Below are 21,386 nucleotides of genomic sequence, written 5' to 3' on the forward strand. Positions count from 1 at the left end.
TAATATTTCGAGGTAGGTTCCAGTTCTGACGTGCGGTTAAATACCCGGCGGCGCTGCGCTTGCAAGGGCCTCCGGGTATGTAGGCCGGGTAAGGCGGAGCCGCCACTCGGCGATTGACTATCGCTCCCTCAGCGCCTCTTTCGCCCGGTTAAACGGCTTGATCAGATAATCCAGCACCGTTTTCTCGCCGGTCTTAATGTCCACCGTCGCAATCATCCCCGGCACAATCGAGAAGTGCCTGCCGGCCTTATTCACCAGGTAATCCTGGCTGGTGCGGATAAACACCCGGTAATAGAACACCTCCGGCTTGGCCTCGTCCTGGATGGTGTCCGGAGAGATCGTTTCGACGACCCCGTGCAGGCCGCCGTAAATGGCGTAATCGTAGGCGGTGATTTTAACCAGCGCCTCCTGGTTCGGGTGGATAAAGGCGATATCGCGCGGCGACAGGCGGGTTTCAATCAGCAGGTGATCGTCCACCGGCACAATCTCCATCAGCTCGCCGTTGGGCGGGATCACGCCGCCGATGGTGGTGACCTTGATGTTTTTCACGATCCCGCGCACCGGGGATTTTACCGTCAGACGGGTGACGGAATCCTGGCGGCCTTTGAGGATCGCCGAAACCATATCCACCTCGGCGTTGGCCTTGGATAACGCCTCGCGCGCCTGAACGTAATACTGCGAACGTACGTCGGTGAGCTTCAGCTCCAGATCGCTTTTCTGCCGCTGCAGGCGCAGCACCTCCACGTGGCTGGCGGCGCCGGTTTTGACCAGCCGCTGGGTGATGGCCAGCTCCTTATTGGCGAGATCTAACGCGGCGCGCAGCTCCCGCTGGGTGTCCTCCAGCTGCGCGCGGCGGGAGTTGTAGAGTCGCGTTTCGTCAGCAATCAGATCCGGCCACTTTGCCAGCGAAGGGGGGAACTTCAGCGGGAGATCGTTCACCTCGGCGTACAGGCGGGCGCTGGAGGCCAGTGAAGCCCGGTAGCGCGCCGCGCTTTCGCCGACGTTCGATTCGGAACGCGTCGGATCGAGCCGCGCCAGCACCTGCCCGGCCTGCACCTGATCGCCCTCGTGGACGTTCAGCTCGGTGAGGATCCCGCCGTCGAGAGACTGTAAGACCTGCTCGCGCGAGCTGGGGATCACTTTACCCGAGCCGGTTGATACCTCATCCAGCACGCCAAACCACGCCCAGACGCCCAGCACCACAAACATCAGCAGCGAGAAGATCACGATCCGACGCGCGCCGGTGTAGCCGCTTTCGGAGTCGAGGGCGTTATCCAGATCGTCCATTGCCGCCACGTCACGCTGACTGATTTTCATTTTTCCACTCCCGTCCGGTTGCTGCCTGCTGCTGTTGCTGCTGCATACGGCTGTTGTTCAGCGCCTGGGCTTTTGGCGCATCCATCACCAGCATCCCCTCTTTTAACACCACGACGCGCTCCACCAGTTCCAGCACCGGTACGCGATGCGTGGCGACAATCAGGGTGCGATGCCCGAGCCAGTCGCCCAGACGCTGGATGAATTCCCGCTCGGTGTGCTCGTCCAGCGAGGCGGTGGGTTCATCCATCAGCACAATATTCGGATCGCGCAGCAGCATCCGCGCCAGCAGAATCGACTGGCGTTGCCCGCCGGATAATCCCACGCCGTTTTCCATGATCGGGTAGTCCAGCCCCTTGGGCAGCTTCTGCACGAAGCCTGCCGCGCCGGTCAGCTCCAGCGCCTCGAAAATCTCTTCGTCGGTGGCGCGCGGCATGCCGAGGGTGATGTTTTCGCGCAGGGTGCCGTAAAACAGACGGGCGTTCTGGGTCATAAAGCCGACGTTGCGCCGGACGTCGGCGACGTCGAGATGCGGCAGGCTGAAGTTATCAAGCCGCAGCTCGCCGGCCGCCAGATCCATTCCGCCCGCCATGGCCTGCAGCAGGGTCGATTTGCCCGCGCCGTTGCGCCCGAGGATCGCCACTTTCTCACCCGGTCTGATCTCCAGCCGGTTAATGCGCAGCGCCATGCGCGGATCGTCCGGCTGATAGCAGAACTGCGCCTGCTCGAAGAGGTAATGACCGCGCAGCACGTCCTGGCGGATCGGCGTCTCCTCGCGCTGATTTTCGGTGGGAAGCTGCATGATGCTGTCCAGCCCTTCTTTTGCCGCTTTGACCTGCTGCCAGCGCGCCAGCACGCCGCACAGCGTCGCCATCGGGGCGATCATGCGGGAGGCCAGCATCGACGCGGCGACCACCGAACCGGTGGTGAGGGTGCCGTCGATCACCATCGGGGCGCCGACCACAATCACCCCGGCGTAGACCAGGCTCTGAATGGTCATCCCCCAGCTAATCAGGTTCTGCGTCAGCTCGCGGGTGCGCAGGCCGGATTCCGCGGTGATCTGGATATAGCTGTTCCACTGCTGCAAAAAGCGGTTTTCCGCCTGCATCAGCTTGATGTCCTCCAGCCCCTGCACGCTCTCCACCAGCACCGCGTTGCGCAGGGTGGATTCATGGGCCGACTGCTTTGCCAGCTCCGCCAGCTTCTTCTGCAGCAGCAGGCCGGGCAGGACCATGATCACCGCCGCGACCGGGGCGATCCACGCCAGCTGCGGGGCGATGATCGCCAGCACCACCACGAACAGGAGAAAGAACGGCAGGTCGACAATGGTCGAAATGGTGGACGAGGTCACCATCTCGCGGATCTGCTCCAGCTCGCGCAGCTGAGAGATAAAGCTGCCGGTGGAGCGGGGGATCGCGCTGTTGCGCAGCCGAAGCGCGTGGCCGAAGACGCGATCCGAAACGCGCATGTCCGAGCGCTTGCCGAGCAGATCCATAATGTGCCCGCGCGCCACGCGCAGCACAAAGCCAAACAGGGTGGCAATCAGCACCCCGATGGTCAGGACGTAAAGCGTCGGGTAGGACTGCGCGGGGATCACCCGGTCATAGACCTGCATGGAAAAGACGATCCCGGAGAGCGACAGCACGTTGATAAAGAGGGCGGCCAGCATGACCCAGCTGTAGGGGCGCAGGTCGCGCATCACCAGCCGGTAGAGCCAGTCCGGACGGTATTTTGAGATATAGGCATCCACGCGGCTGTCCTTCAGCGCGGCGAGTGGACGCAGGGCAATGACGTGGCGGATAGCGGGCAACATCGCCGTCATCGACAGCCGGTTGGTGTAGGTCTCATCGTCGAAGAAGCTGATCTCCAGCGTATCGTCCCCGTCGAAATGCTCGATCACGCCGATCCTGCCGTCATGCATCGCCACCACCACCGGCAGACGCCAGCTGTTGATCGCCTGCCGATCGTCGGTAAGGAGCTGAAACGACAGCCCCGCTTCGCGGGCCAGCTGGGTGAGGGCGGGAACCATTGGTTTGCCTTTCAGCCACGGCGCGCCTGCGATCAGCGCGCCGGGAGAGCAGGCCACGCGGTAGCGCGTGGCGACAAAGCCAAAGGCCTGCGCCCACTGCGCCAGCGCCTCATCCGTCATCGTTTCGCCCTGCGGAATTTCGCGTTGCTTCATGGCTGGATCTCCACGGTCTGGATGGTGCGGTTATCTAGATCGAACGCATGACGCAGCTGCCCGGTGTTATACAGGCAGTTGAGCTGCAGCTGGTGCAGCTGACCGAGGGTCTGCTGCTGGGTGAAGCGCGCCTGGTAGACCTCCTGCTCGGCGTTGAGCACGTCGAGGAGCGGGCGCGAGCCGAGATCGAGATACTGCTGCTGGTACAGTTCGCGGGTGCGGGCGCTGAGGGCTTCCTGGCGACCCTGGATTTGCAGCGTGCTTTGCAGGCTCATCACCTGGCTGCGGGCTTCCAGCAGTTTCTGGCGGACATCAAGGCGCGTACGCTGAACGGTGGACTGCGCCGCCTCCACCGCGTGTCCGGCAGCGTTACGCCGGGCGGTGAGGCCGCCGCCCTGGTAGAGCGGCATCTGCACTTTCACCCATGCGGAATACTGGGTGCGATCCCGGGTTTCGCTCCCCGCGTAGCGATCGTTCATGTAGTGACGCACCTCCGGCTCCAGCGAGACGGTTGGCGTCATCTGCGCGTCGGCGTAGTCGAGGTTAGCCTGGGCGACGTTAGCCTGCGCCCAGGCGGCAAGCACCGCGGGCACCAGACGGTCATCCGGCTCGGCGATGTCGCAGCTCCGGCCCAGCTTTTGCGGAAAGTCATTGCTGATTGCGTTCAGGCTGTTCCAGCCGAGAAAGCTCATCAGCGTGGCGCGGGTGCTGTCCAGGCTGGCCTGGTACTGCATCAGCTGGGCGCGGGCGCCTTCGATACGGGCATCGGTCTGCACCACGTCAGAGAGCGACGTGGCCCCTTCGTCGTTACGCTGGCGGGTCAGAGAGCCAATCGAGGAGAGGGCGTCGAGCTGCTCTTTAGCGGTCTCGACCATCTGCTGCCAGGTTTGCACCTGCACCATGGCGATGGCGGTATCGTGAGCGATGGTGTCGATACTCACCAGCACGTTGGCCTGCTGCTGGGCAACGCCCGCGCTCTCGGCCCGCACCTGGCTGTCCACTTTGCCAAAGTCGTAGAGCATTTGTGACAGAGAAAGCACCAGCGACGGGGTAAAGCCGTTCTGGTCGCCGTCATGGGAATAACCGTTGTCCACGCCGGCATTAATCTGCGGATAGTATTTTGATTTAGCGACGTCCACCTCTTCGCTCTGCTGGTAGAGTTTCCCCACGGCTTCGCTGATGGCCGGGTGCCAGGTGACGGCGCGGTTGACGGCATCGCCAAGCTGCAGCGAACCGGGGGCGGCTTTGCCAGCCGCAGGTGCGACGCGGCCATTGAGCGAGGGGAGTTCCTGCGTTTCGCGAAGCTGTCCGGTATTGATGATTGCCGCCGGGTTCGCGCAAAGAGCGGGCACAGATATCAGGCAGCACGAGAGCCACCAGTGAGGCATCTTCATTCCCATGTCATGTCCCTATTAAAAAGAGTATGTCTTTATTATTTATGCCCGGGCGCTGTGCGCCCGGGTCATCTCTTGCAGGTGCTATCAGGTAATGATGTGTTGCTGGTTAACAAGCTCGTCGTAGGTGGTCTGAACGCCATCAAGCGTAACGAGCGTGGTATTAGTGTAGGTGCCTCCCGCACCGTCACGGTCGATGGAGATCACGGTATTGCCATTACTATTAGTGACATGGAGATAATTCCCCAGCGTCGCGGCGCTACCGTTCCAGCCCACCAGCAGATCGCCGATGTCGATTTTGTCCCCCTGCGCCAGCGAGAAGCCGGTCCAGTGATCGCCCGCGGTGCTGCTGACGTTACCCGCCGTGGCATTCCCCACGGTACTGTTCAGCACCTGGTAAATCAGCGTATCGCCGTAGGCCGTACCGGTGATGGCGTCGTTATGTTCCGAGCTGATGAACTGCGGCGCCATATTGATGGTCAGCGTGGCGCTGTCCGTTCTCCCGGTGGAGTCGGTCAGGGTGTAGTTGAAGGTCTCCTTCGACGTCATGGATGAGAGCGATACCCCGCTGTTGAGGGTATAGGTGTAATGGCCGTCAGCGCCGATCGCCAGGACGCCGTAATGGCCGGTGATGTTCACCGTTGCGCTGCCGGTATACGGATCCAGCGTGGTGGTCACGCCGTTGTACCCGGTCACGCTCAGACGGGTATCCACCGAGTGGAGCTGATCCAGCACGCCGCCAGAATCGGTGCCGTCAAAGATATTGCCGTTGACGGTGTGGCTGCCGGTGACGTCGAAATCACTCAGCGAGTAGGTGGTGCCGTTCACGCTTGGCGTAATGGTGATGTTCCCCACGCTCAGCCCCGGTACGCTACCGGTAAAGTTCAGCGTATAGGTCCCGGCGTTCAGATCCAGCCCGGTGAGCGGGATGTCGATACTGCCGCCCAGCAGTGAACCGCCGCTGAAGGAGCCGCTGCGTATCACGCCCGAGCCGTCGCTGATGGACCAGTTTACCGTCAGCCCGCCCAGCGCCAGCAGCGAAGCCACGTTAAAGTGGAGCGACACGTTGTGCAGCGCGGTGTTCGCGTCGACCACGAAGGTTCCGCTGCCGGAGCCCTGGGTTGACGAGAGCAGGGCCGTCGTCCAGCTGGCGGTGCCCACGGTCGTATCCGAGTATGCTGACGTGTGATGCACCGAGGTGAGGTCCATCGTGGCGCTGACATCGTTCACGGCATCCATCGCCCGGGGGGTTGGGGTGATGTTGAGCGATGCCGTATCCTTCGAGCCGTCAGGCGCGGTAACGGTGTAGACGAAGGTATCCGGCGTGCTGATATGGTCCGCCCCCACGCCGCTTCTCAGGGTGTAGGTGTACTGTCCGGACGAATTGATGGTCAGCGTGCCGTATTCCCCCTGAATGGTGGTGGTTCCACTGCTGTTGACCGCCACGCCGTTCACTTCGGTGACCAACGTGCCTGGAGGAACTGGGTCATTCGCCAGCACGTCGCCCGTGGTGGTTTCGCTGATGCTCGCCACGCTGTAGACATGATCCTGCAGGACGCTCAGCGTGTAGCCCGTCAGGACGGCGATCCCCGATGCGGTATTGAGTAAGAACAGGTACTCCCCGGCCGGCAGATTCAGCGTAAGCTGGGATGACGAGCCCCCCAACAGCGGAGCGCGCAGCCAGCCCGACTCGACGCGAACCTGCTCGAAGGTCTGGGTGGCGTTGTTGAACTTATAGACGTACAGATCGAATACCGACGCCAGCGCCACGCCGCCCACGGAGGCCTGGATGGTCATGGTGCGGGTCGTGCCTTCCTCCACGTTGTAGATAATCGGGTTGGTCATGTCGTCCAGCAGGTTAAGCCCCAGCGTGCTGCCGAGATTAATGCCCACCAGGGTAAAACCGTTCTGAGACGAGGCGCCGTTATTAATCTCGCTCACGGTGGTGTCAAAGGTCAGCGAGGCCGTATCGTCCACCGCCACAATGCCGTTGATTACCGTACCGGCACCCAGAGACAACACCAGCTGCGCCGACGCGCTGACGCCGTTATGGGTGATGGTGTAGGTGAAGTTCTCCGTCCGGCCAACGACCGCGGCGCTGGTGTCGGTCAGGTTGTAGGTGTAGCTGCCGTCGCGGTTGATGGTCAGCGTACCGTATTTGCCCTGGATCACCGTGCCGTCGGCGTTCACGCTGGTGGTGACGCCCTGGGCGTTAGTGACTGCGGAAACGGTGGTTCCGGCTGGCGCGTTGTCGCTGCCGGCTGTCGGGTCCGTATCGAGGATCACGTTGCCGTTGAGGCTGGTATCGCCCGTGACCGTACCCGGACCGGTCTCTTTCACCGCCACGTCGAGGCTGGTGTAGGAGCCGGTCGCCAGCAGGTTGGTGTTGTAGCTGAGCACGCGATAGTTGCCGTCGGCCAGCCCGGTCAGGTTCAGCGATACGCCGGTTGCGCCGAGGGTCAGGAGATCGGCAAACTGCGGTTGGCCGGTATCCACCACGGTGGTCCAGGCGCCGTTGACGTAATGCTGAACCACCAGCTCAAGGGTGTTGAGCAGAGAGAGAACCGCGCCCGTGGCGTTGGCGTTCACCACGATATCCGCACTGCCGCCGCTGCCCACCGTGAAGTTGACCTGGGCCGTATCATTGCCCAGCAGCGTCAGGACGTTGCCGACGGCGCCGACCAGCAGGAAGCCGTAATCGCTGTACTGGCTGTTGGTCACGGTTGCCGTGGTGCTGAGGTTCAGCTCTTCGACGTTATTGCTGGCGGAGAGCGGCACCACCGGCGCAAGGGCGGAGCCCGGCAGCGAGGTGTTGCCCGCGGCGTCGGTGGCGGTGATCTGCAGCGTCTGGCCTTCGGTCTGTTTGTTAATGAAGGTGTAGGTGTAGGTGCCGTTGCTGCCCGCAATGGCGGTCACCGTCGAGCCGTCCGCAAGGCGGATCGCGACGGTGCTGCCTGCTTCCGCAGTCCCGGTCAGGACGCTACCGTCAGCGTTGAAGGTCCCGGTCGGCGCCGTTGGAGCGGTCGTATCGACGATAATCGTCGTCACGGCTGACGCCACGCTGGTGTTGCCCGCCGCATCGGTGGCCGTGGCGGTGAAGTTATGCGTGCCTTGCGCCAGCGTGGTGGTTTGCGGCAGGGTCCAGTTGCCGCTGCCGTCGGCGGTCACCGTGCCCACCAGCGTAATGCCATCGTAGATCCGCACCGTGGCATTCGCTTCGGCGGTTCCGCTCAGCGTTGGGCGCGTGTCGTTGGTCGGATTCGTACCGGTCACCGGGCCGGTAACGCTGCCGACGTCATCAATCACTGAAATGATGGTCGGTGCGCCCGGCGCGAGGGTATCGACGTTAATCACGTACCCGGCGGTCGGCGCGCTCGCGTTGCCCACCGCATCGGTGGCGGTAAAGGTTAAATTGTGCGAACCGTTGCCCAGCGCCGGAGATGGCGTAAAGCTCCACGCCCCGCCGGTCGCCGTCACGCTGCCGATTTGTACGCCGTTATCGAAGATTTTCACCGTCGACCCGGCTTCCGCCGTACCGCTAAGGGTTGGCTGCGCGTCGTTGGTGAACCCGCCGTTCGCCACCGGCGTCGCCGCATTGCCCACGTCATCCAGAATGCTGGTCAGCACCGGCAGCGCAGGCGGCGTGGTGTCGACGGTGAGGCTGAAGCTGGTGGACGACACGCTGGTGTTGCCTGCCGCATCCGTCGCCTGCGCGGTGAAGCTGTGCGCGCCCGCGGTCAGCGTGGTGTTGAGCAAGATACTCCAGCTTCCGTTGCCATCCGCGGTGCCCGTTCCGACAAGGGTAGTTCCCTCATAGATCTTCACGATGGCAAACGGTTCGCTGGTTCCGACAAGGCGCGGAACGGTGTCGTCTGTTGTTTGCCCGGACGTAAGCGGGCCGGTGATGGTGCCCACGTCGTCTATCGCCTGGCTGATAACCGGCGCGTTCGGTGCGGTGGTATCCACAATCAGGGTAAAGTCCGGCGAGTTCAGGCTGACGTTGCCCGCTGCATCGGTGACCGTGGCGGTCCAGGTATGGCTGCCGTTGGTCAGCGGCGTTGACGGCGTAAAGCTCCATGCGCCGGTACCGTCCGCCTGAACGGTGCCGACCGGCTGCCCGTTCTCATACACGGTGACCGTGGCGTTGGCGGTCGCGGTGCCGTTTAGCGTCGGCGTGGTGTCGTCGGTGCTCTGCCCGGAAGAGAGCGAAGTTTGAATGCTGCCCGCGTTGTCACCCGCGGTCGAAATGACCGGCGCCGACGGCACGCCCGTATCCACCGTCAGGTTAAACGGTGTCGTCGTGCTGCCGGTATTGCCAGCCACGTCGGTGGCATTGAAGGTGATGGCGTGTGGACCTTCGCCCAGATCGGTACCCGGGGTGAAGGTCCAGCTGCCCTGGGCATTCACCACCGCAGTGCCAATTTCGTTGCCATCAACGATCACGTGCACGGTAGAACCCACCTCGCCCGTACCGTTGAAGGTTGGGCGCGCGTCGTTGGTGCTGTTACCCGACGTGAGCGCCCCGGTGACCGGACCGACGTCGTCAATCACGCTGGTCACCACCGGTACGCCGGGGGCTGCGGTATCAATGGTAAAGGCGAAGACCGATGAGTTAGCCGAGGCGTTGCCTGCGGTATCCGTTGCATACGCGCGCAGGGAGTAGCTGCCGTCGCCCAGCGGCGCGGTCGGCGTAAAGGACCAGTTCCCGCTGCCGTCAACGATCGCCGTGCCAATCTGCGTGCCGTTATTCATGATGTGAATCGTGCTGCCCGCCTGCCCGGTGCCGCTGATGGTCGGGGTGCTGTCGTTGGTCACCTGGCCGCTGGTGAGGTTACCCTGGACGCCGCCAGGGACGTTGTCGCTCACATTATCCAGCGTCGGAACCGTCGGAGCCGTCAGGTCAACCACCACGCTCCAGGGAGCTGAGACCGCGCTGACGTTGCCCAGCGGATCGGTCGCCCGGACGGTGAAGCTGTGCGAGCCTTCGCCGAGCGCGGTGTCAGGAGTAAACGTCCACGCGCCGGTGCCGTCAGCCGTTACCACGGCAATCTGGGTACCGCCGTCGAAAATGGTCACCACGCTGTTTGCGTCCGCTGTCCCCGAAAGGGTTGGCGTGGCATCGTTCGTCTCGGTGCCGCTGACCACCGTGGTGGCGGCGTTACCGACGTTATCCGTGACGTTGGTGATGACCGGCGTGGCGGAAACGGAGTCCACCACGACGGTGAAGCCCGCCGAAGGACCGCTCTGATTACCCGCCGGATCGGTCTCGCGGATGGTCAGGATATGGTTGCCTTCTGTCAGGACGGGCGTGGTGTAGCTCCAGGTGCCGGTATTGCCGACCTCCGCGGTCCCCAGCAGCACGCCGTTGTTGTAGATGGAGATGGTATCGCCGACCGCGCCGGTGCCGGTGAGGGTCGGCTGGTTGTCGTTGGTGGTCTGGCCGCTGGTCAGCGGGCCGGTGCCCGGACCGACGTCGTCAATCACCGCGCCGATAGCCGGCGTGCCCGGTGCTGTGAGGTCGACGGTGACGCTGGCCGCCGGAGAGCGGCCGCTGGTCTGGCCGTTGAGGGTCGCCGTCACCTCAAAGGTGTGCAGCCCCTCGCCAAGCGCGGCTGGCGTATAGCTCCAGTTGCCGCTGCCGTCGGCGGTCACCGTCGTCAATGGCGTCGCGCTACCGTCCTGATAGATGGTTATCAGGCTGCCCGCTTCGGCCGTACCGGTAAGCGTTGGCGTGGTGTCATTAGTGGTTTTGCCTTTCACATCGCCAGTGATCGGATCCGCGTCATCGACGATCGCCGTGATGACGGGCACCTGCGGCAGGTCGATCGGTGAATCGACGACGACAAAAGGCACGCCCGCGCTGGCATTCCCTGCGGCATCCGTAGCGGTCACGGTCAGCGTGGTCGGATCCAGCTGCGCCGGGCTCAGCGCAATGGAGAAGTTGCCGTCGCTGCCGACAACGCCGGTACCAATGACCGTGGAACCGTTTGTCACGGTAATGATGCTTCCCACTTCACCGGTACCGGTCAGCGGTGTTCCTTCATCAGCCAGCAGCATGTTGCCCGGATCTGCCGGGGCGACGGTGTCTACCGTCACGCTCAGCGGCGCTGAACTGCCTGAGAGATTACCCGCGGGGTCGCGGGAAGAGACGGTGAAGGTATGCGGGCCATCCAACAGCGTCGTGTCGGCAGTCCAGCTCCAAGTGCCGCCCGGCTGGACCGTCACCAGCACCGTAGATGGCGTGCCGTCTACGGAAACGATAACGGTGGTACCGGGTTCACCGGTCCCGGTAAGGGTTGGCGTGCCGTCCTTCGTGTAGAGCACATTATTAGACAGCTGGCTGTCAGCTACGGCGCTAATGACGGGGATCTCAGGCGCAACGGTATCGAGGGTAACGGTAAAGACCGAACTCGGCGCGCTGACGTTGCCCGCTGCGTCCACGCCCGCCACGGTAATGTTGAGCGGACCGTCCGTTTGCGTTGGAAGCGTCAGGTTCCATTCCCCGTTAGCCACCACGACACGGCCCACTTCGACGCCGTTGTTGTAGACGATCACCGTCTCACCGTTGACGCCGGTTCCGCCCACGGTCGGTGTGGTATCCGTGATGTAGCCACCGTTAGGCTCACCGCCCACTGCACTAATCACCGGCGTATCCGGCGCCAGGGTATCCACGATGATGGTAATCGCTGGAGAAGGGTCAGAGACGTTGCCCGCTTCATCGGTGGCGGTGGCGGTATAGGCGTGGCTGCCCTCGGCAATGTCGCTGCCAGGGCGCCAGCTCCAGTTGCCGCTGCTGTCTACCGTGACGGTGCCCACGACGGTCGATATGCCGTTGACGGTGTCAGTGATGTTGATGACGTCGTTCGGCGTGCCGGCGCCGCTCAGGACCGGGCGCGGATCGTTGGTGGTTCCGCCATCGGGTACGGGGCCGGTGATCTGGGTGACGCTGTCGGTGACGGTCGGTGCCGCAGGCGTAGCCGGCGCTTCGGTATCAATGGTGATGGTTACCGGCTGCGACGGGGCGCTTTCGTTGCCCGTGCCGTCCACGTTGGTGACGGTCAGGGTGATGTCATAGGTACCGCCGGGCAGCGGGGCTGATGGCGTCCACGACCAGCTGCCGGTATTGTCCACGACAGCGTCGCCGATTTTGGCACCGTTGTTGTAGATCGTCACGGTATCGCCCGCCGTGCCGGTACCGCTCAGGGTTGGCGTGGTGTCGCGGGTGGTTTCGCCCGGGTTTAGCGTTGTTGCTGTTCCGTCAGGATTGACGGTGATGGCCGGGACGTCCGGCGTGGCAGGCGCGACGGTATCTACCGTCAACACAAACGGGCTGGAGATGGTGGTATTGCCTGCGGCATCCGTGGCGTGAACCGTCAGCGAATGCGGGCCGTCGGTAAGCGGGGTAACGGGCGTAAAGCTCCAGCCACCGCTGCCGTCGAGGGTGGCGGTGCCGAGCAGGGTGGCGCCGTCATAGACGGTGATCGCCGCATCAGCCGGAGCGGTGCCCTGCAGCAGCGGTGTGGTGTCATCCGTGGTATCGCCGCTGCTGAGCGTGCCCTGAACGCCGCCGACGTCATCGGTCACGGTGGCGATGGTTGCCGCCGCAGGCGGCGTGGTATCGACGGTCAGGGTAAAGCCGCCTGACGGCTGGCTGGTGTTACCCGCCGTATCGGTGGCGACGACGGTAAAGGTATAGGTGCCGTTAACAAGCTGCGTGGTCGGGGTATAGGTCCACGTGCCGCTGCTGTCGATCACAATCGTTGTGACATCGACGCCGTCCTGGCGAATGGTGACGGTTGAGCCCGGTTCAGCCGTGCCGTTGAGCGTCGGCGTGGTGTCGTTGGTGCTGTCGTTGGGGTTGAGCGCGCCGAGGCGCTCCGGCACATCATCCAGCACCTGGGTAATGACCGGGGCGGCAGGCGCGACGCTGTCAATCGTCAGAGTCCAGGTGTTGGAGACGCCGCTGGTGTTACCTGCCGCATCGGTCGCGACGGCGGTCAGGGCGTGCGGACCCTCACCGATCGGCGAGGAAGGCGTAAAGATCCATACGCCAAGACCATTGGCGACGGTCGTACCAATAGCAACACCGTCCACGCGCACGGTGACCGTCGCGTTTGCTTCGGCGGTACCGCTGAGCGTCGGGGTGGCGTCGTTAGTGGTCTCATTAATGTCGAGCGAGCCGGTGCGACCGGGAACATCGTCCACAACTTGTGAAATCACCGGGGCGCCAGGTGCCGTGCCGTCGACGTTAATTGTCCACGGGTCTGATAACCCGCTTGGGTTACCGGCGGGATCCGTCGCCTTCGCGGTCAGCACCCAGGTGCCATCGGTCAGCGGTGCGGGCGGCGTAAAGCTCCACAGGCCGGAGGAGGGAACAACCGTCGTACCGAGGACATCGCTGCCGTTATAAATCGTGATGGTCGAGCCCGCTTCGCCCGTCCCGTTCACGGTCGGGGCCCGGTCGTTGGTGAGGCCGTTCTGGCCCACGGGGCCGGTGGTGGCCTGCACGTCATCCATCACCGACACGATAATTGGCGTCTGCGGTGGGGTAATATCCGGTGACGCCGCGGAGGTTGCGGGCCCCGTGTTGCCCGCCGTGTCGGTGGCGTCAGCGGTCAGGATTTCGCCGTTGAGCTTCGGCGGGGTCAGCGTCAGGCTAAAGTTCCCTTCGCTGTCGGCAACAACAGTGCCAAGGGTGACATTACCTTCACGGATGGTCACCGTGCTGCCAGCTTCCGCGATGCCGCTGATGGTGCCGCCATCATTCGAAACCTCGAGATTACCTGGGGCAGACGGCGGCGTGGTGTCCACGGTGAAAATGACGGGCTCTGAGGTCGCGCTCAGGTTTCCGGCGGCATCGGTTTCAGTGACGGTTATAGAGTGTGTCCCGTCCGGAAGCGGGCCGTTCGGCGTGACGCTCCAGGTGCCGTTGGGCAATACCGTCGTTGTGCCAACCACCACGCCGTTATCGTAGATGGTGATGGTTCCGCCGGGCTCGCCGGTTCCCGCGAGGATGGGCAGTGAAGCATCGGTTGGCGCGACAGACGTGATGGTTCCCTTGATAAGGCCCGTATCGTCGGTCAACACAATCGCGCTCGGCGCGTCCGGCGGAGTAAGATCCACCGTAAGGGTAAACACCGGCGACGCTGGCCCGGTGTTGCCGGCGGCGTCGGTTGCCCGCACGGTAATCTGGTGAGTGCTTTCGCTCAGATCAACCGACGGGGTAAAGGTCCAGGTGCCGTTGCTGGTGACGACCGCTGTACCAATGGCGACCCCGCCGTCATAAATCGTCACGGTCGAGCCCGCTTCGCCGGTGCCGGTAAGCTGCGGGCGCTGATCGTTGGTGCTGCCGCCGTTGCTGACTGCTCCCGTCTGCGGGGCGATATCATCCGTTACGCTGGTGATTGCTGGCGCATCGGGCGCGGTGGTGTCCGGCGCGTTGAGCGTTGTGCCCGGGCTGGTATTCCCGGCGTTATCCGTGGCGGTGGCGGTCACCTGCTCGCCGTTAGTCAACGGTGTGCCGAGAGAGACGGTAAAGCTGCCGTCGCTGCCCGTTTTTCCTGTGCCAATGACGTTGCCGTTCGCGTCTTTCAGCGTGATGGTACTGCCGGGTTCTGCGGTACCGGTGACGGTTTTGCCATCTGAAGAGAACTTAAGGCCGGAAGGCGCGTTCGGCGCTGTCGTATCCGCATTGGCCGAATTGTTACTGCCGCCACTATCACCGCCGCCGGTGCTTGCCGCCGCCGCGATGCCGCCCGCTGCGGCAATTCCGCCCAGTGCCCATGGCCAGATGGCTGCACCACCGGCGTCGCTCCCGGAGGCCGCTAGCAGCACGTCCGTGGACGCGATAGATTCGTACGTGGCGGCTCCGGTCGGATCTTCAATCCACCATAATGCGCCGTTGCTGTCCTGCAGTACCAGCTGGCTCACGCCCTGCGCGTCCGTGACGTAGAAGTTTTTAAGGGTGATCACCTCGCCGGAGTGCAGCGTAACCAGCAGATCGTTACCGTTTCGCGCGAAGTGGGAGACGCTCGCTCGCTCGACATTAAGCTCAACGATAGAGGAATGGCTCAGGGTAACCTGTGTGCCTTCCGTGGTCGTTTCCACGCCAGTAAGTTTCGATATAACAGAGATTTGGCTCATTTAGGCATTACTCCAGCAGATGTGTCATGAACGGCGAGCAAGACGAGCCATCTCTGCAGAAGGTAAAGGGCGCCCCCGGCGCAGTCGCTGTTATTACGCAGCACTGACCGTTGTTTTTAGCGCGCACGATGCCCGCCAGAATTCAGAGTGGCAACATCAGAGCGAATCTAATGACTTATAAAAGTGAACAATTTTTATGGGTGTTTTGTATCGTGTAAAACCCTGTAATTAATAGAGGAATTATTTTTTAGAATATAAAAATGATATAGACAGAAAACGAAGGTTGTGCAAATTAAGCTTTCGTAAATAAGTGCCAAAACAATGAAGAGGGCATTAATGTATTGGGGTGGTTAATAATTTACTTGGCTCAACCTTTTGTTTTATATCATTTTAGTTTTAACCTGTGACGTTGATTCTGAATATGATTTACGCAGTATGATAATTGGTAGGGGACATTTTTAATATAATATAAAACGTTATTGTTTAAGCGCGCTTAATATGCATTTAAGTTAGGGTAACGTTTTTGATATAAGATATATTATGTCACTCACACAATAAAATATATTCTTATGCAGGCTTAAAACTCTGCTATCACGCGAAAATAATAGCGTTAAGTAAAGGGTAAAATAACCTGATTTATTTCCATTGGTGCTACGACGTCAGCATGATTTTGCGACAGCAAAAAATTCACGGGGAGAATGAATAAAAATCGTCAGTCGGGCGTTTACTGACGTCACTTCCTTCTTACCCTGGAGCTTTATATGAACACGATCTCGTTTCGTTTGATCCCGGTGCTGATTTTTTCCCTGCTGTCCCCCTTGGTGCTGGCAATGGGCAATAATAGTACCGAGAGCAAAACGCCCGATTGTCCTTCCGGACAGGTGTATGACAGCGCCACCCAGAAATGCGTGCCGGACAAGAGCAGCAGCCTCAGCGACCAGGACAAAACCAACTATGCGTACCATCTCGCGAAGAAAGGCGAGTACCAGGCGGCGCTGAACCTGCTTGATTCGCTGAAAAATGGCAATACGGCTGAAGCGTGGAACTATCGCGGGTTCGCCACGCGCAAGCTTGGCCGCACGGACGAAGGGATTGGTTACTACCAGCGCGCGCTGGCTATCGCACCGGATTATGCCAAAGCCCGGGAATATCTCGGTGAAGCGTGGATGGTAAAAGGACGTCCTGACCTCGCGAAAGAACAGCTGAAGGTGATTGCCGGTATTTGTGGCCAGTCCTGCGAGGAGTACCGTGACCTGCAGGCCGCCATCAACGGGCATCCGGAATCCTGATTTTCTCGTGGAGGGAAAACACATCGCTACCAGTGAGGTTCGTCAACAGTTAGCCGCACACCTGCCGCGCCTCTGGCGCTATGGGCTGGTGCTGTCGCGAAACAGGGATATCGCCGAAGAGCTGGTTCAGTCCACCTGCGTGCGTGCGCTTGAAAGGAGCAGCCAGTATACGCCGGGCACGCGCATCGACAGGTGGCTGTTCGCGATACTGCACTCCATCTGGATCTCTGAGCTTCGGGCACGACACGTGCGTCAGGGGCAGGGATTTGTGGCCAGCGACGAGCTTCTGGCGCCGGATACCCGCGAACAGGATGAGACGCGCCTGCATTACATGAAGGTGATGCAGCGCGTCAACGCGCTGCCTGAAGCCCAGCGCAACGCGGTATTTTTGGTTTATGTCGAAGGCTTTACCTACCAGGAGGCGGCGGACACTCTGGCGGTGCCTATCGGTACCGTGATGAGCCGGCTGGCGACGGCGCGGGCTCGGCTTGCCAGGTCCGCTGACGCACTGCCTCCGGCAAAGGAGAAACGCTCTTGAACTCGCACCGTTTTGCACCGCCCTATAACGACGACGCTATCGTGGCATGGATAGATGGCGAGATGTGCCGCGCCGACGCGCAGCAATTTGAAGAACAGTTGAAAAGTGACGAACGCCTCTCAGGGCGAACCGCCGAACTGATGAAAAGCAGCCAGGATTTCGCCGGGGCGTTTGCCCCCCTGCTGGATGAGGCACCTCTGGAGGCAATGCAGGCGCGTCTGGCGGCACTTCCCGATCCACAATCCTCCACGCCGGCTGGCGTCAGCAGGCGGGCGCTGATCGCCGCGTCGGCCAGCTTTTTGATGGTCGGATCCGGGCTGGGCTACCTGCTGCGGCCCGCTTCCGCGCCAGCGGATGAGAATGCCCATATTCGCGACCTCGAAGCGCAATATATGTCCCTGTACAGCGTTGAGACGCTGCTGGATATGGACAGCGCAACGCCGGTCCTGCAGCGCGGGCTGGAACGAGCCGCGCAGGACATCGGCATCAAGCTGCACATGTCGCAGCTTGTCCTGCAGGGGGCAGAGCTGAAAATGGTGCGAATGCTGCGCTATGAAACCACCTCGATCGCGCAGATTGCCTGGATTAACGCCGACTACGGCCCGATGGCGCTCTGTATCTCTCCTGTAGATGAGAAGACTATGGCCTCTCTGCGCCAGGAGCAGCGGCACGGCATTAACCTGGCGTGGTGGCAGGAGGCGGGCTACCAGTTTGTCCTGATTGGCCGCAACCCGCCGTCTCACCTGCGGGGAAACGCGGAGCAGCTACAGCGCCTCATCTCAGGATGACGGCACGTCGTTCGTCTGAATGGCAATAGCGATGGCAATACGATCGTCCACGACCAGCGCAAACTTATCCATCCCGTAGGCCGCGCGCGAGATCGCCGTCGTGGCATCCAGCGTGAGGGCCTGCGCGTGCGGGTCTTTCACGACAGCCTCCAGGATCACCGGGCGGGCGATGTTTCGTACGGTCAGCGTGCCGAACACCCTGAACCGCCCGTCGCCCTGGGCGACCACGCGAGAGCTGATGAACTCGATAGTTGGATAACGCTCGGATTCAAAAAACATATCGCTTTTCAGCTGCCAGGTGAGCAGCTTGTTTGAGGCTACGAGAGTCGCTACGGGAATGGTGACGTGAATATGGTCGTCGACGTCGTTTTCCGGGTTGAGCGTCACGGCGCCCGTCACGCCACTGAACGTCGCCCAGGAGAGGATGCCGCCGAAGGCATGCCACGACAGCCGAATGGCGGTGTTATTGGCGTCAATTATGTAGCTCTTCGGGGCAGCCATCGCCCACGGACAAACCAAAACAAGCACTATCACCAGGCGTCGCAGCATCTCAGGATCTCTTTTAGGGGGGCAGGGAGTAAACGCGTCACCCCCGGGATCTATTCGGCTTTGTTGACATTATTTCAACCGGAGCGCGATAACCGGACCTGGTGACAAGTGTAGCCTTGAGAACGCAGAGCTGCGGGGAATAAAAAAGGCCGCTTGCGCGGCCTTTCGAAGGGATTACTCAGTGACTTTCTTTTCCAGTTCGCTGGCACCTTCTTTGGTTTTGTTCCAGCCTTTCTCAGCGCCTTCTTTGGTGGCATCCCACCCTTTCTCGGTGCCTTGTTTAGTTTTATGCCAGGCTTTCTGGGAATCTTCGCTGACCTTGCTGCCCAGGCTTTCGCTTTTACCTTCCGCAGCATGTTTTTGCTTCAGCTTCAGCTCTTCACCTTTGTTCTGCTCTTCGTGCAGTTTTTGCTTCGCCTCGTTGGCGTTTGCGTTCGCCGCAGCGACGGTATCGTCAGTTGCATGTGTGGTCGCAGCAAATACTGGGGAAGCCAGCAGAACGGCAGATAATGCGATAATTGTTTTTTTCATAATATCCTCATTTAACGTTATCGGTTATGAGCGTGATTCAGCATGGCACAGGCGAAACGGGATGGCTTTAGGAAAAAACTGTAATGAGATCAATGTGCCCTGCTGAAGGATATTTCGCCTGAGGATTATCCAAAGGATAAAAAGCCTATTTCAGCAAGGGCGGCGAGAGTCAGGAGAATGAAGATAATAACGGTTATGGGTCTGTACATGGTGGGTTCCTTCCGGGTTGAGCGGCTATTCCGTAGCGCTGGGTGGTGTGGATAATTTTGCACAGGAGAAGGGGGAAGGGGTTGATGTTTGTCAAAGGGATGGAAGGAACCGTGGGCATGGGGCACAAAAAAGCCCGCAGGGCTTACGCCGTGCGGGCTTTTAGGACTTCATCAGTCGACTCTGGTGATCGCCGATGGAGAATTTTGGTGGGCTGGCGTCCCTGTAATTAACCATTCATTCCATTGAATTTAAATATTATTTAAACTTTGAATTTTATGTGTGGTTCTAAAAAGGAACCATAAATCTTAATGGTATGTGTTCTCACGATTAGCGGATTGGAGAATTGTATCAAAAGGAAACAAATTCTTCAGTTCAACTCCCTGCTGGTAGCTGAACTGCGCAAGCAGGATCTGCTTTTCACCGATTAGTGAATGCGGTAGTTTTTCTGCAAAACTGAATTCTATCCGTAGGGCAGTACCAGCATAGGTGGAGAATGGATTTTGAACAACTGGTCACCAGAGCATACAAAAGACATCAAGAGTTGGTTTAAGATTGATACATATCACAAATTTGAAGACCTCTCATTGCTCCAGTTCTACCATGAGATATGGGCTCGGAACTTGTTCTTTAAGGAGTATCGAGAAGAGTTTGAGAGCAGAACTCTTATGGGTTACTTCTCAAAAATTTTCAGCGGCAATCCTTTTTTAATTGAAGAAGGGCAACTGGGATACATGACTCCTGCCAACAAACTTTTTCAGCCACCCCATTTTTTTCTAACAACCCTTGATCGCCTTGCTGAAACGAGCATTATTGCAATGCAACGTGGAGGTTTTCTTTGGCATGAAGGTGACAATTATTCTATAAACGCAGAGCTTCGAGAGGAATCACTTTCAGACATTATGCCAGATCAGTTTACACGAACAGTCATGTTCGAGATTGATTTGGCAAGTGGCACAGACGAAGAGATTGCAGAGTCGCTTAAAGCTGCATTACCGCAATGGCGTAAAGTAAAGGGTATTGATGAAAACCCATTGGAATCTGTTCGTTTTGGATACGGAACTATCAAGAAACTCATCAGTTATCGTGTAATACCTATGCTGGATATCCTGGTGTGGGCAGCCGTTAAAAAAATCCGTGTCTCTGACGACAGGTTATCCAGACTACTATATACAGACGATGACGAAGAAAGCGAAATGAGGCAGTCCAGCCAAATCAAAGATACCGACAGGCCTTTGGCTCTTAAATCCTGCACAACTGACTTTATCCGACAATTCCATTACTTCATGAACAAAAATAGCCATTTGAAGCAAATGAAAGTCGCTGATGTAATGAAACTATCGGATTAGTTTATATCCATAACTGTTTGTTTTTCTTTATAAAAAAGAAACTCAAAGCATCATTTTAAATGATGCTTTTTTTGCGATTTTTACTTTAAACCGGCCATTTTGCCACTTGCTATAAAACAGGGGAATTTCAGCTACTCTCAAGTTCCCCTGTTTTGTACGGCACCAACTTCGAGAGAACCATCCTGCATAGCAGCAAGGAACCTCCGCTTCAGGAGTCTCACTCCTTTCTTTTCCCAAGTGTTCGTATAGTGACTTCACCGCAACGACAAGGGAAAACAAAATGAACAATCAACCAACCCGCCTCATACGCCTACCAGAAGTTCTCGAACGAACTGGCTACGGAAAAGCATGGATCTATCGTCTGATCAACGATGGCAAGTTTCCTGCTCCTGTCAAAATTGGAAGTCGTGCAGTAGCTTTCGTTGAAAGTGAGATTGATATCTGGATTCAGTCTGTAATCGAAACAAGTCGAAATAATGTTGCTTAGTTAATTTTGGGAGACATGTTATGAATATCGAAGAATTTGTGAGTGAAGATAACCATATGTGTAATCTGGGTCAGGAACTTTTTTGTGAAATTTTCGAACCCGGAGCGATTTACGATTTACCTGATAATGAGTTTAACAGAAAGATTGTTTACTGGTTAAGCCAGTATTTAGTGGGGAATCTAAGAGAACCCTTAGATTCGATCTCTGAGCTTAATATTTTCGAACAGTTTTATGTTTATGAGACATGGTTTTCGCTAATTAAATGCCCTGATGAAATTAGGAATTTATCGAAACGGATAATTCGATATCAGATAGGGCTGAAAACCATTCTTTGAATGAACTTATGTTTAGTACTATTTTGTAAATTGCATTCTTGAAATGATAGTGCTATTTACTATTTGATTTACAAAACATCTTTAATTCCTTTTAAAATAATGGGTTAACTATTTCAAGTGAAAAGAAAGGACTATAATATCCCTCTAGAGGGATATTATAAATTTTCGACCGGGATGCGTCATTGTAAAAGGGAATAATGTTAAATTCAGGAAAATATATTTGTAAATTGCTTATGTTATATGCTTTATTTATTTTCACTGACGATTAAATGTAAATAGA

12 protein-coding genes are annotated in these 21,386 nt (G+C 58.7%); 6 read left to right on the forward strand and 6 right to left on the reverse strand.

Annotated features, from left to right (window positions below):
* Window positions 1-117: 117 nt before the first annotated feature.
* The 4 genes from AC27FC_RS20305 to AC27FC_RS20320 all read right to left on the reverse strand — a co-directional run bounded on the left by AC27FC_RS20305 (window position 118) and on the right by AC27FC_RS20320 (window position 15,033).
* A complete protein-coding gene (locus AC27FC_RS20305; RefSeq protein WP_086374946.1) occupies window positions 118-1,287 on the reverse strand; it encodes a beta-barrel domain-containing protein in 1,170 nt (389 codons plus the stop codon).
* A gap of 10 nt (window positions 1,288-1,297) precedes the next feature.
* The gene (locus AC27FC_RS20310) at window positions 1,298-3,496 is read right to left on the reverse strand and encodes a type I secretion system permease/ATPase (protein ID WP_196355028.1); all 2,199 of its coding nucleotides are present in this window, start codon (window positions 3,494-3,496) and stop codon (window positions 1,298-1,300) included.
* Window positions 3,493-4,896, reverse strand: a complete 1,404-nt coding sequence (locus tag AC27FC_RS20315; protein ID WP_196355029.1) for a TolC family outer membrane protein — start codon at window positions 4,894-4,896, stop codon at window positions 3,493-3,495. Before AC27FC_RS20315 ends, AC27FC_RS20310 begins: the two co-directional genes overlap by 4 nt.
* An 81-nt stretch (window positions 4,897-4,977) precedes the next feature.
* Window positions 4,978-15,033, reverse strand: coding sequence for a BapA/Bap/LapF family large adhesin (locus AC27FC_RS20320; protein ID WP_487160339.1), 10,056 nt, complete (start codon window positions 15,031-15,033; stop codon window positions 4,978-4,980).
* Window positions 15,034-15,794: 761 nt separating this feature from the next.
* On the opposite strand from AC27FC_RS20320, the gene AC27FC_RS20325 reads away from it, so the two are divergent.
* From AC27FC_RS20325 to AC27FC_RS20335, 3 genes are read left to right on the forward strand one after another with little or no spacing between them, the layout of a single operon-like run.
* Entirely contained in the window at window positions 15,795-16,322 is a 528-nt protein-coding gene (locus tag AC27FC_RS20325) for a tetratricopeptide repeat protein (protein ID WP_112778432.1), read from the forward strand.
* A gap of 7 nt (window positions 16,323-16,329) precedes the next feature.
* Window positions 16,330-16,860, forward strand: coding sequence for a sigma-70 family RNA polymerase sigma factor (locus AC27FC_RS20330; RefSeq protein WP_112778433.1), 531 nt, complete (start codon window positions 16,330-16,332; stop codon window positions 16,858-16,860).
* Complete coding sequence (locus AC27FC_RS20335) at window positions 16,857-17,648, forward strand: anti-sigma factor family protein (RefSeq protein WP_112778434.1); 792 nt, start codon at window positions 16,857-16,859, stop codon at window positions 17,646-17,648. Before AC27FC_RS20330 ends, AC27FC_RS20335 begins: the two co-directional genes overlap by 4 nt.
* Here AC27FC_RS20335 and AC27FC_RS20340 read toward each other — a convergent pair.
* Together AC27FC_RS20340 and AC27FC_RS20345 are read right to left on the reverse strand one after the other, a co-directional pair.
* Complete coding sequence (locus AC27FC_RS20340; RefSeq protein ID WP_033146331.1) at window positions 17,640-18,197, reverse strand: YceI family protein; 558 nt, start codon at window positions 18,195-18,197, stop codon at window positions 17,640-17,642. The two genes, AC27FC_RS20335 and AC27FC_RS20340, sit on opposite strands and share 9 nt — an antisense overlap.
* Before the next feature lie 174 nt (window positions 18,198-18,371).
* Window positions 18,372-18,728, reverse strand: a complete 357-nt coding sequence (locus AC27FC_RS20345) for a hypothetical protein (RefSeq protein WP_029740047.1) — start codon at window positions 18,726-18,728, stop codon at window positions 18,372-18,374.
* Window positions 18,729-19,438: 710 nt separating this feature from the next.
* Here AC27FC_RS20345 and AC27FC_RS20350 point away from each other — a divergent pair.
* The 3 genes from AC27FC_RS20350 to AC27FC_RS20360 all read left to right on the forward strand — a co-directional run bounded on the left by AC27FC_RS20350 (window position 19,439) and on the right by AC27FC_RS20360 (window position 21,106).
* Window positions 19,439-20,284 (forward strand): DUF6387 family protein, encoded by an 846-nt coding sequence (locus tag AC27FC_RS20350; protein WP_487160340.1) that lies wholly within the window; start codon window positions 19,439-19,441, stop codon window positions 20,282-20,284.
* Window positions 20,285-20,564: 280 nt separating this feature from the next.
* Window positions 20,565-20,771, forward strand: coding sequence for a helix-turn-helix transcriptional regulator (locus AC27FC_RS20355; protein WP_085551739.1), 207 nt, complete (start codon window positions 20,565-20,567; stop codon window positions 20,769-20,771).
* Between the two features lie 20 nt (window positions 20,772-20,791).
* Window positions 20,792-21,106 carry a hypothetical protein gene (locus AC27FC_RS20360; protein WP_001019188.1) on the forward strand — a complete coding sequence of 105 codons (315 nt, stop codon included), beginning with the start codon at window positions 20,792-20,794 and terminating at the stop codon, window positions 21,104-21,106.
* The last annotated feature ends 280 nt before the right edge of the window (window positions 21,107-21,386 follow it).

It is taken from the genome of Enterobacter sp. C3_dUdeg (assembly GCF_057536195.1).

What these genes read in the sequence shown, in the direction of transcription:
- AC27FC_RS20305 (WP_086374946.1), bottom strand. Translation starts at nt 1,287, where the DNA reads ATGGACGATCTGGATAACGCCCTCGACTCCGAAAGCGGCTACACCGGC.
- AC27FC_RS20310 (WP_196355028.1), bottom strand. Translation starts at nt 3,496, where the DNA reads ATGAAGCAACGCGAAATTCCGCAGGGCGAAACGATGACGGATGAGGCG.
- AC27FC_RS20315 (WP_196355029.1), bottom strand. Translation starts at nt 4,896, where the DNA reads ATGGGAATGAAGATGCCTCACTGGTGGCTCTCGTGCTGCCTGATATCT.
- AC27FC_RS20320 (WP_487160339.1), bottom strand. Translation starts at nt 15,033, where the DNA reads ATGAGCCAAATCTCTGTTATATCGAAACTTACTGGCGTGGAAACGACC.
- AC27FC_RS20325 (WP_112778432.1), top strand. Translation starts at nt 15,795, where the DNA reads ATGAACACGATCTCGTTTCGTTTGATCCCGGTGCTGATTTTTTCCCTG.
- AC27FC_RS20340 (WP_033146331.1), bottom strand. Translation starts at nt 18,197, where the DNA reads ATGCTGCGACGCCTGGTGATAGTGCTTGTTTTGGTTTGTCCGTGGGCG.
- AC27FC_RS20345 (WP_029740047.1), bottom strand. Translation starts at nt 18,728, where the DNA reads ATGAAAAAAACAATTATCGCATTATCTGCCGTTCTGCTGGCTTCCCCA.
- AC27FC_RS20355 (WP_085551739.1), top strand. Translation starts at nt 20,565, where the DNA reads ATGAACAATCAACCAACCCGCCTCATACGCCTACCAGAAGTTCTCGAA.
- AC27FC_RS20360 (WP_001019188.1), top strand. Translation starts at nt 20,792, where the DNA reads ATGAATATCGAAGAATTTGTGAGTGAAGATAACCATATGTGTAATCTG.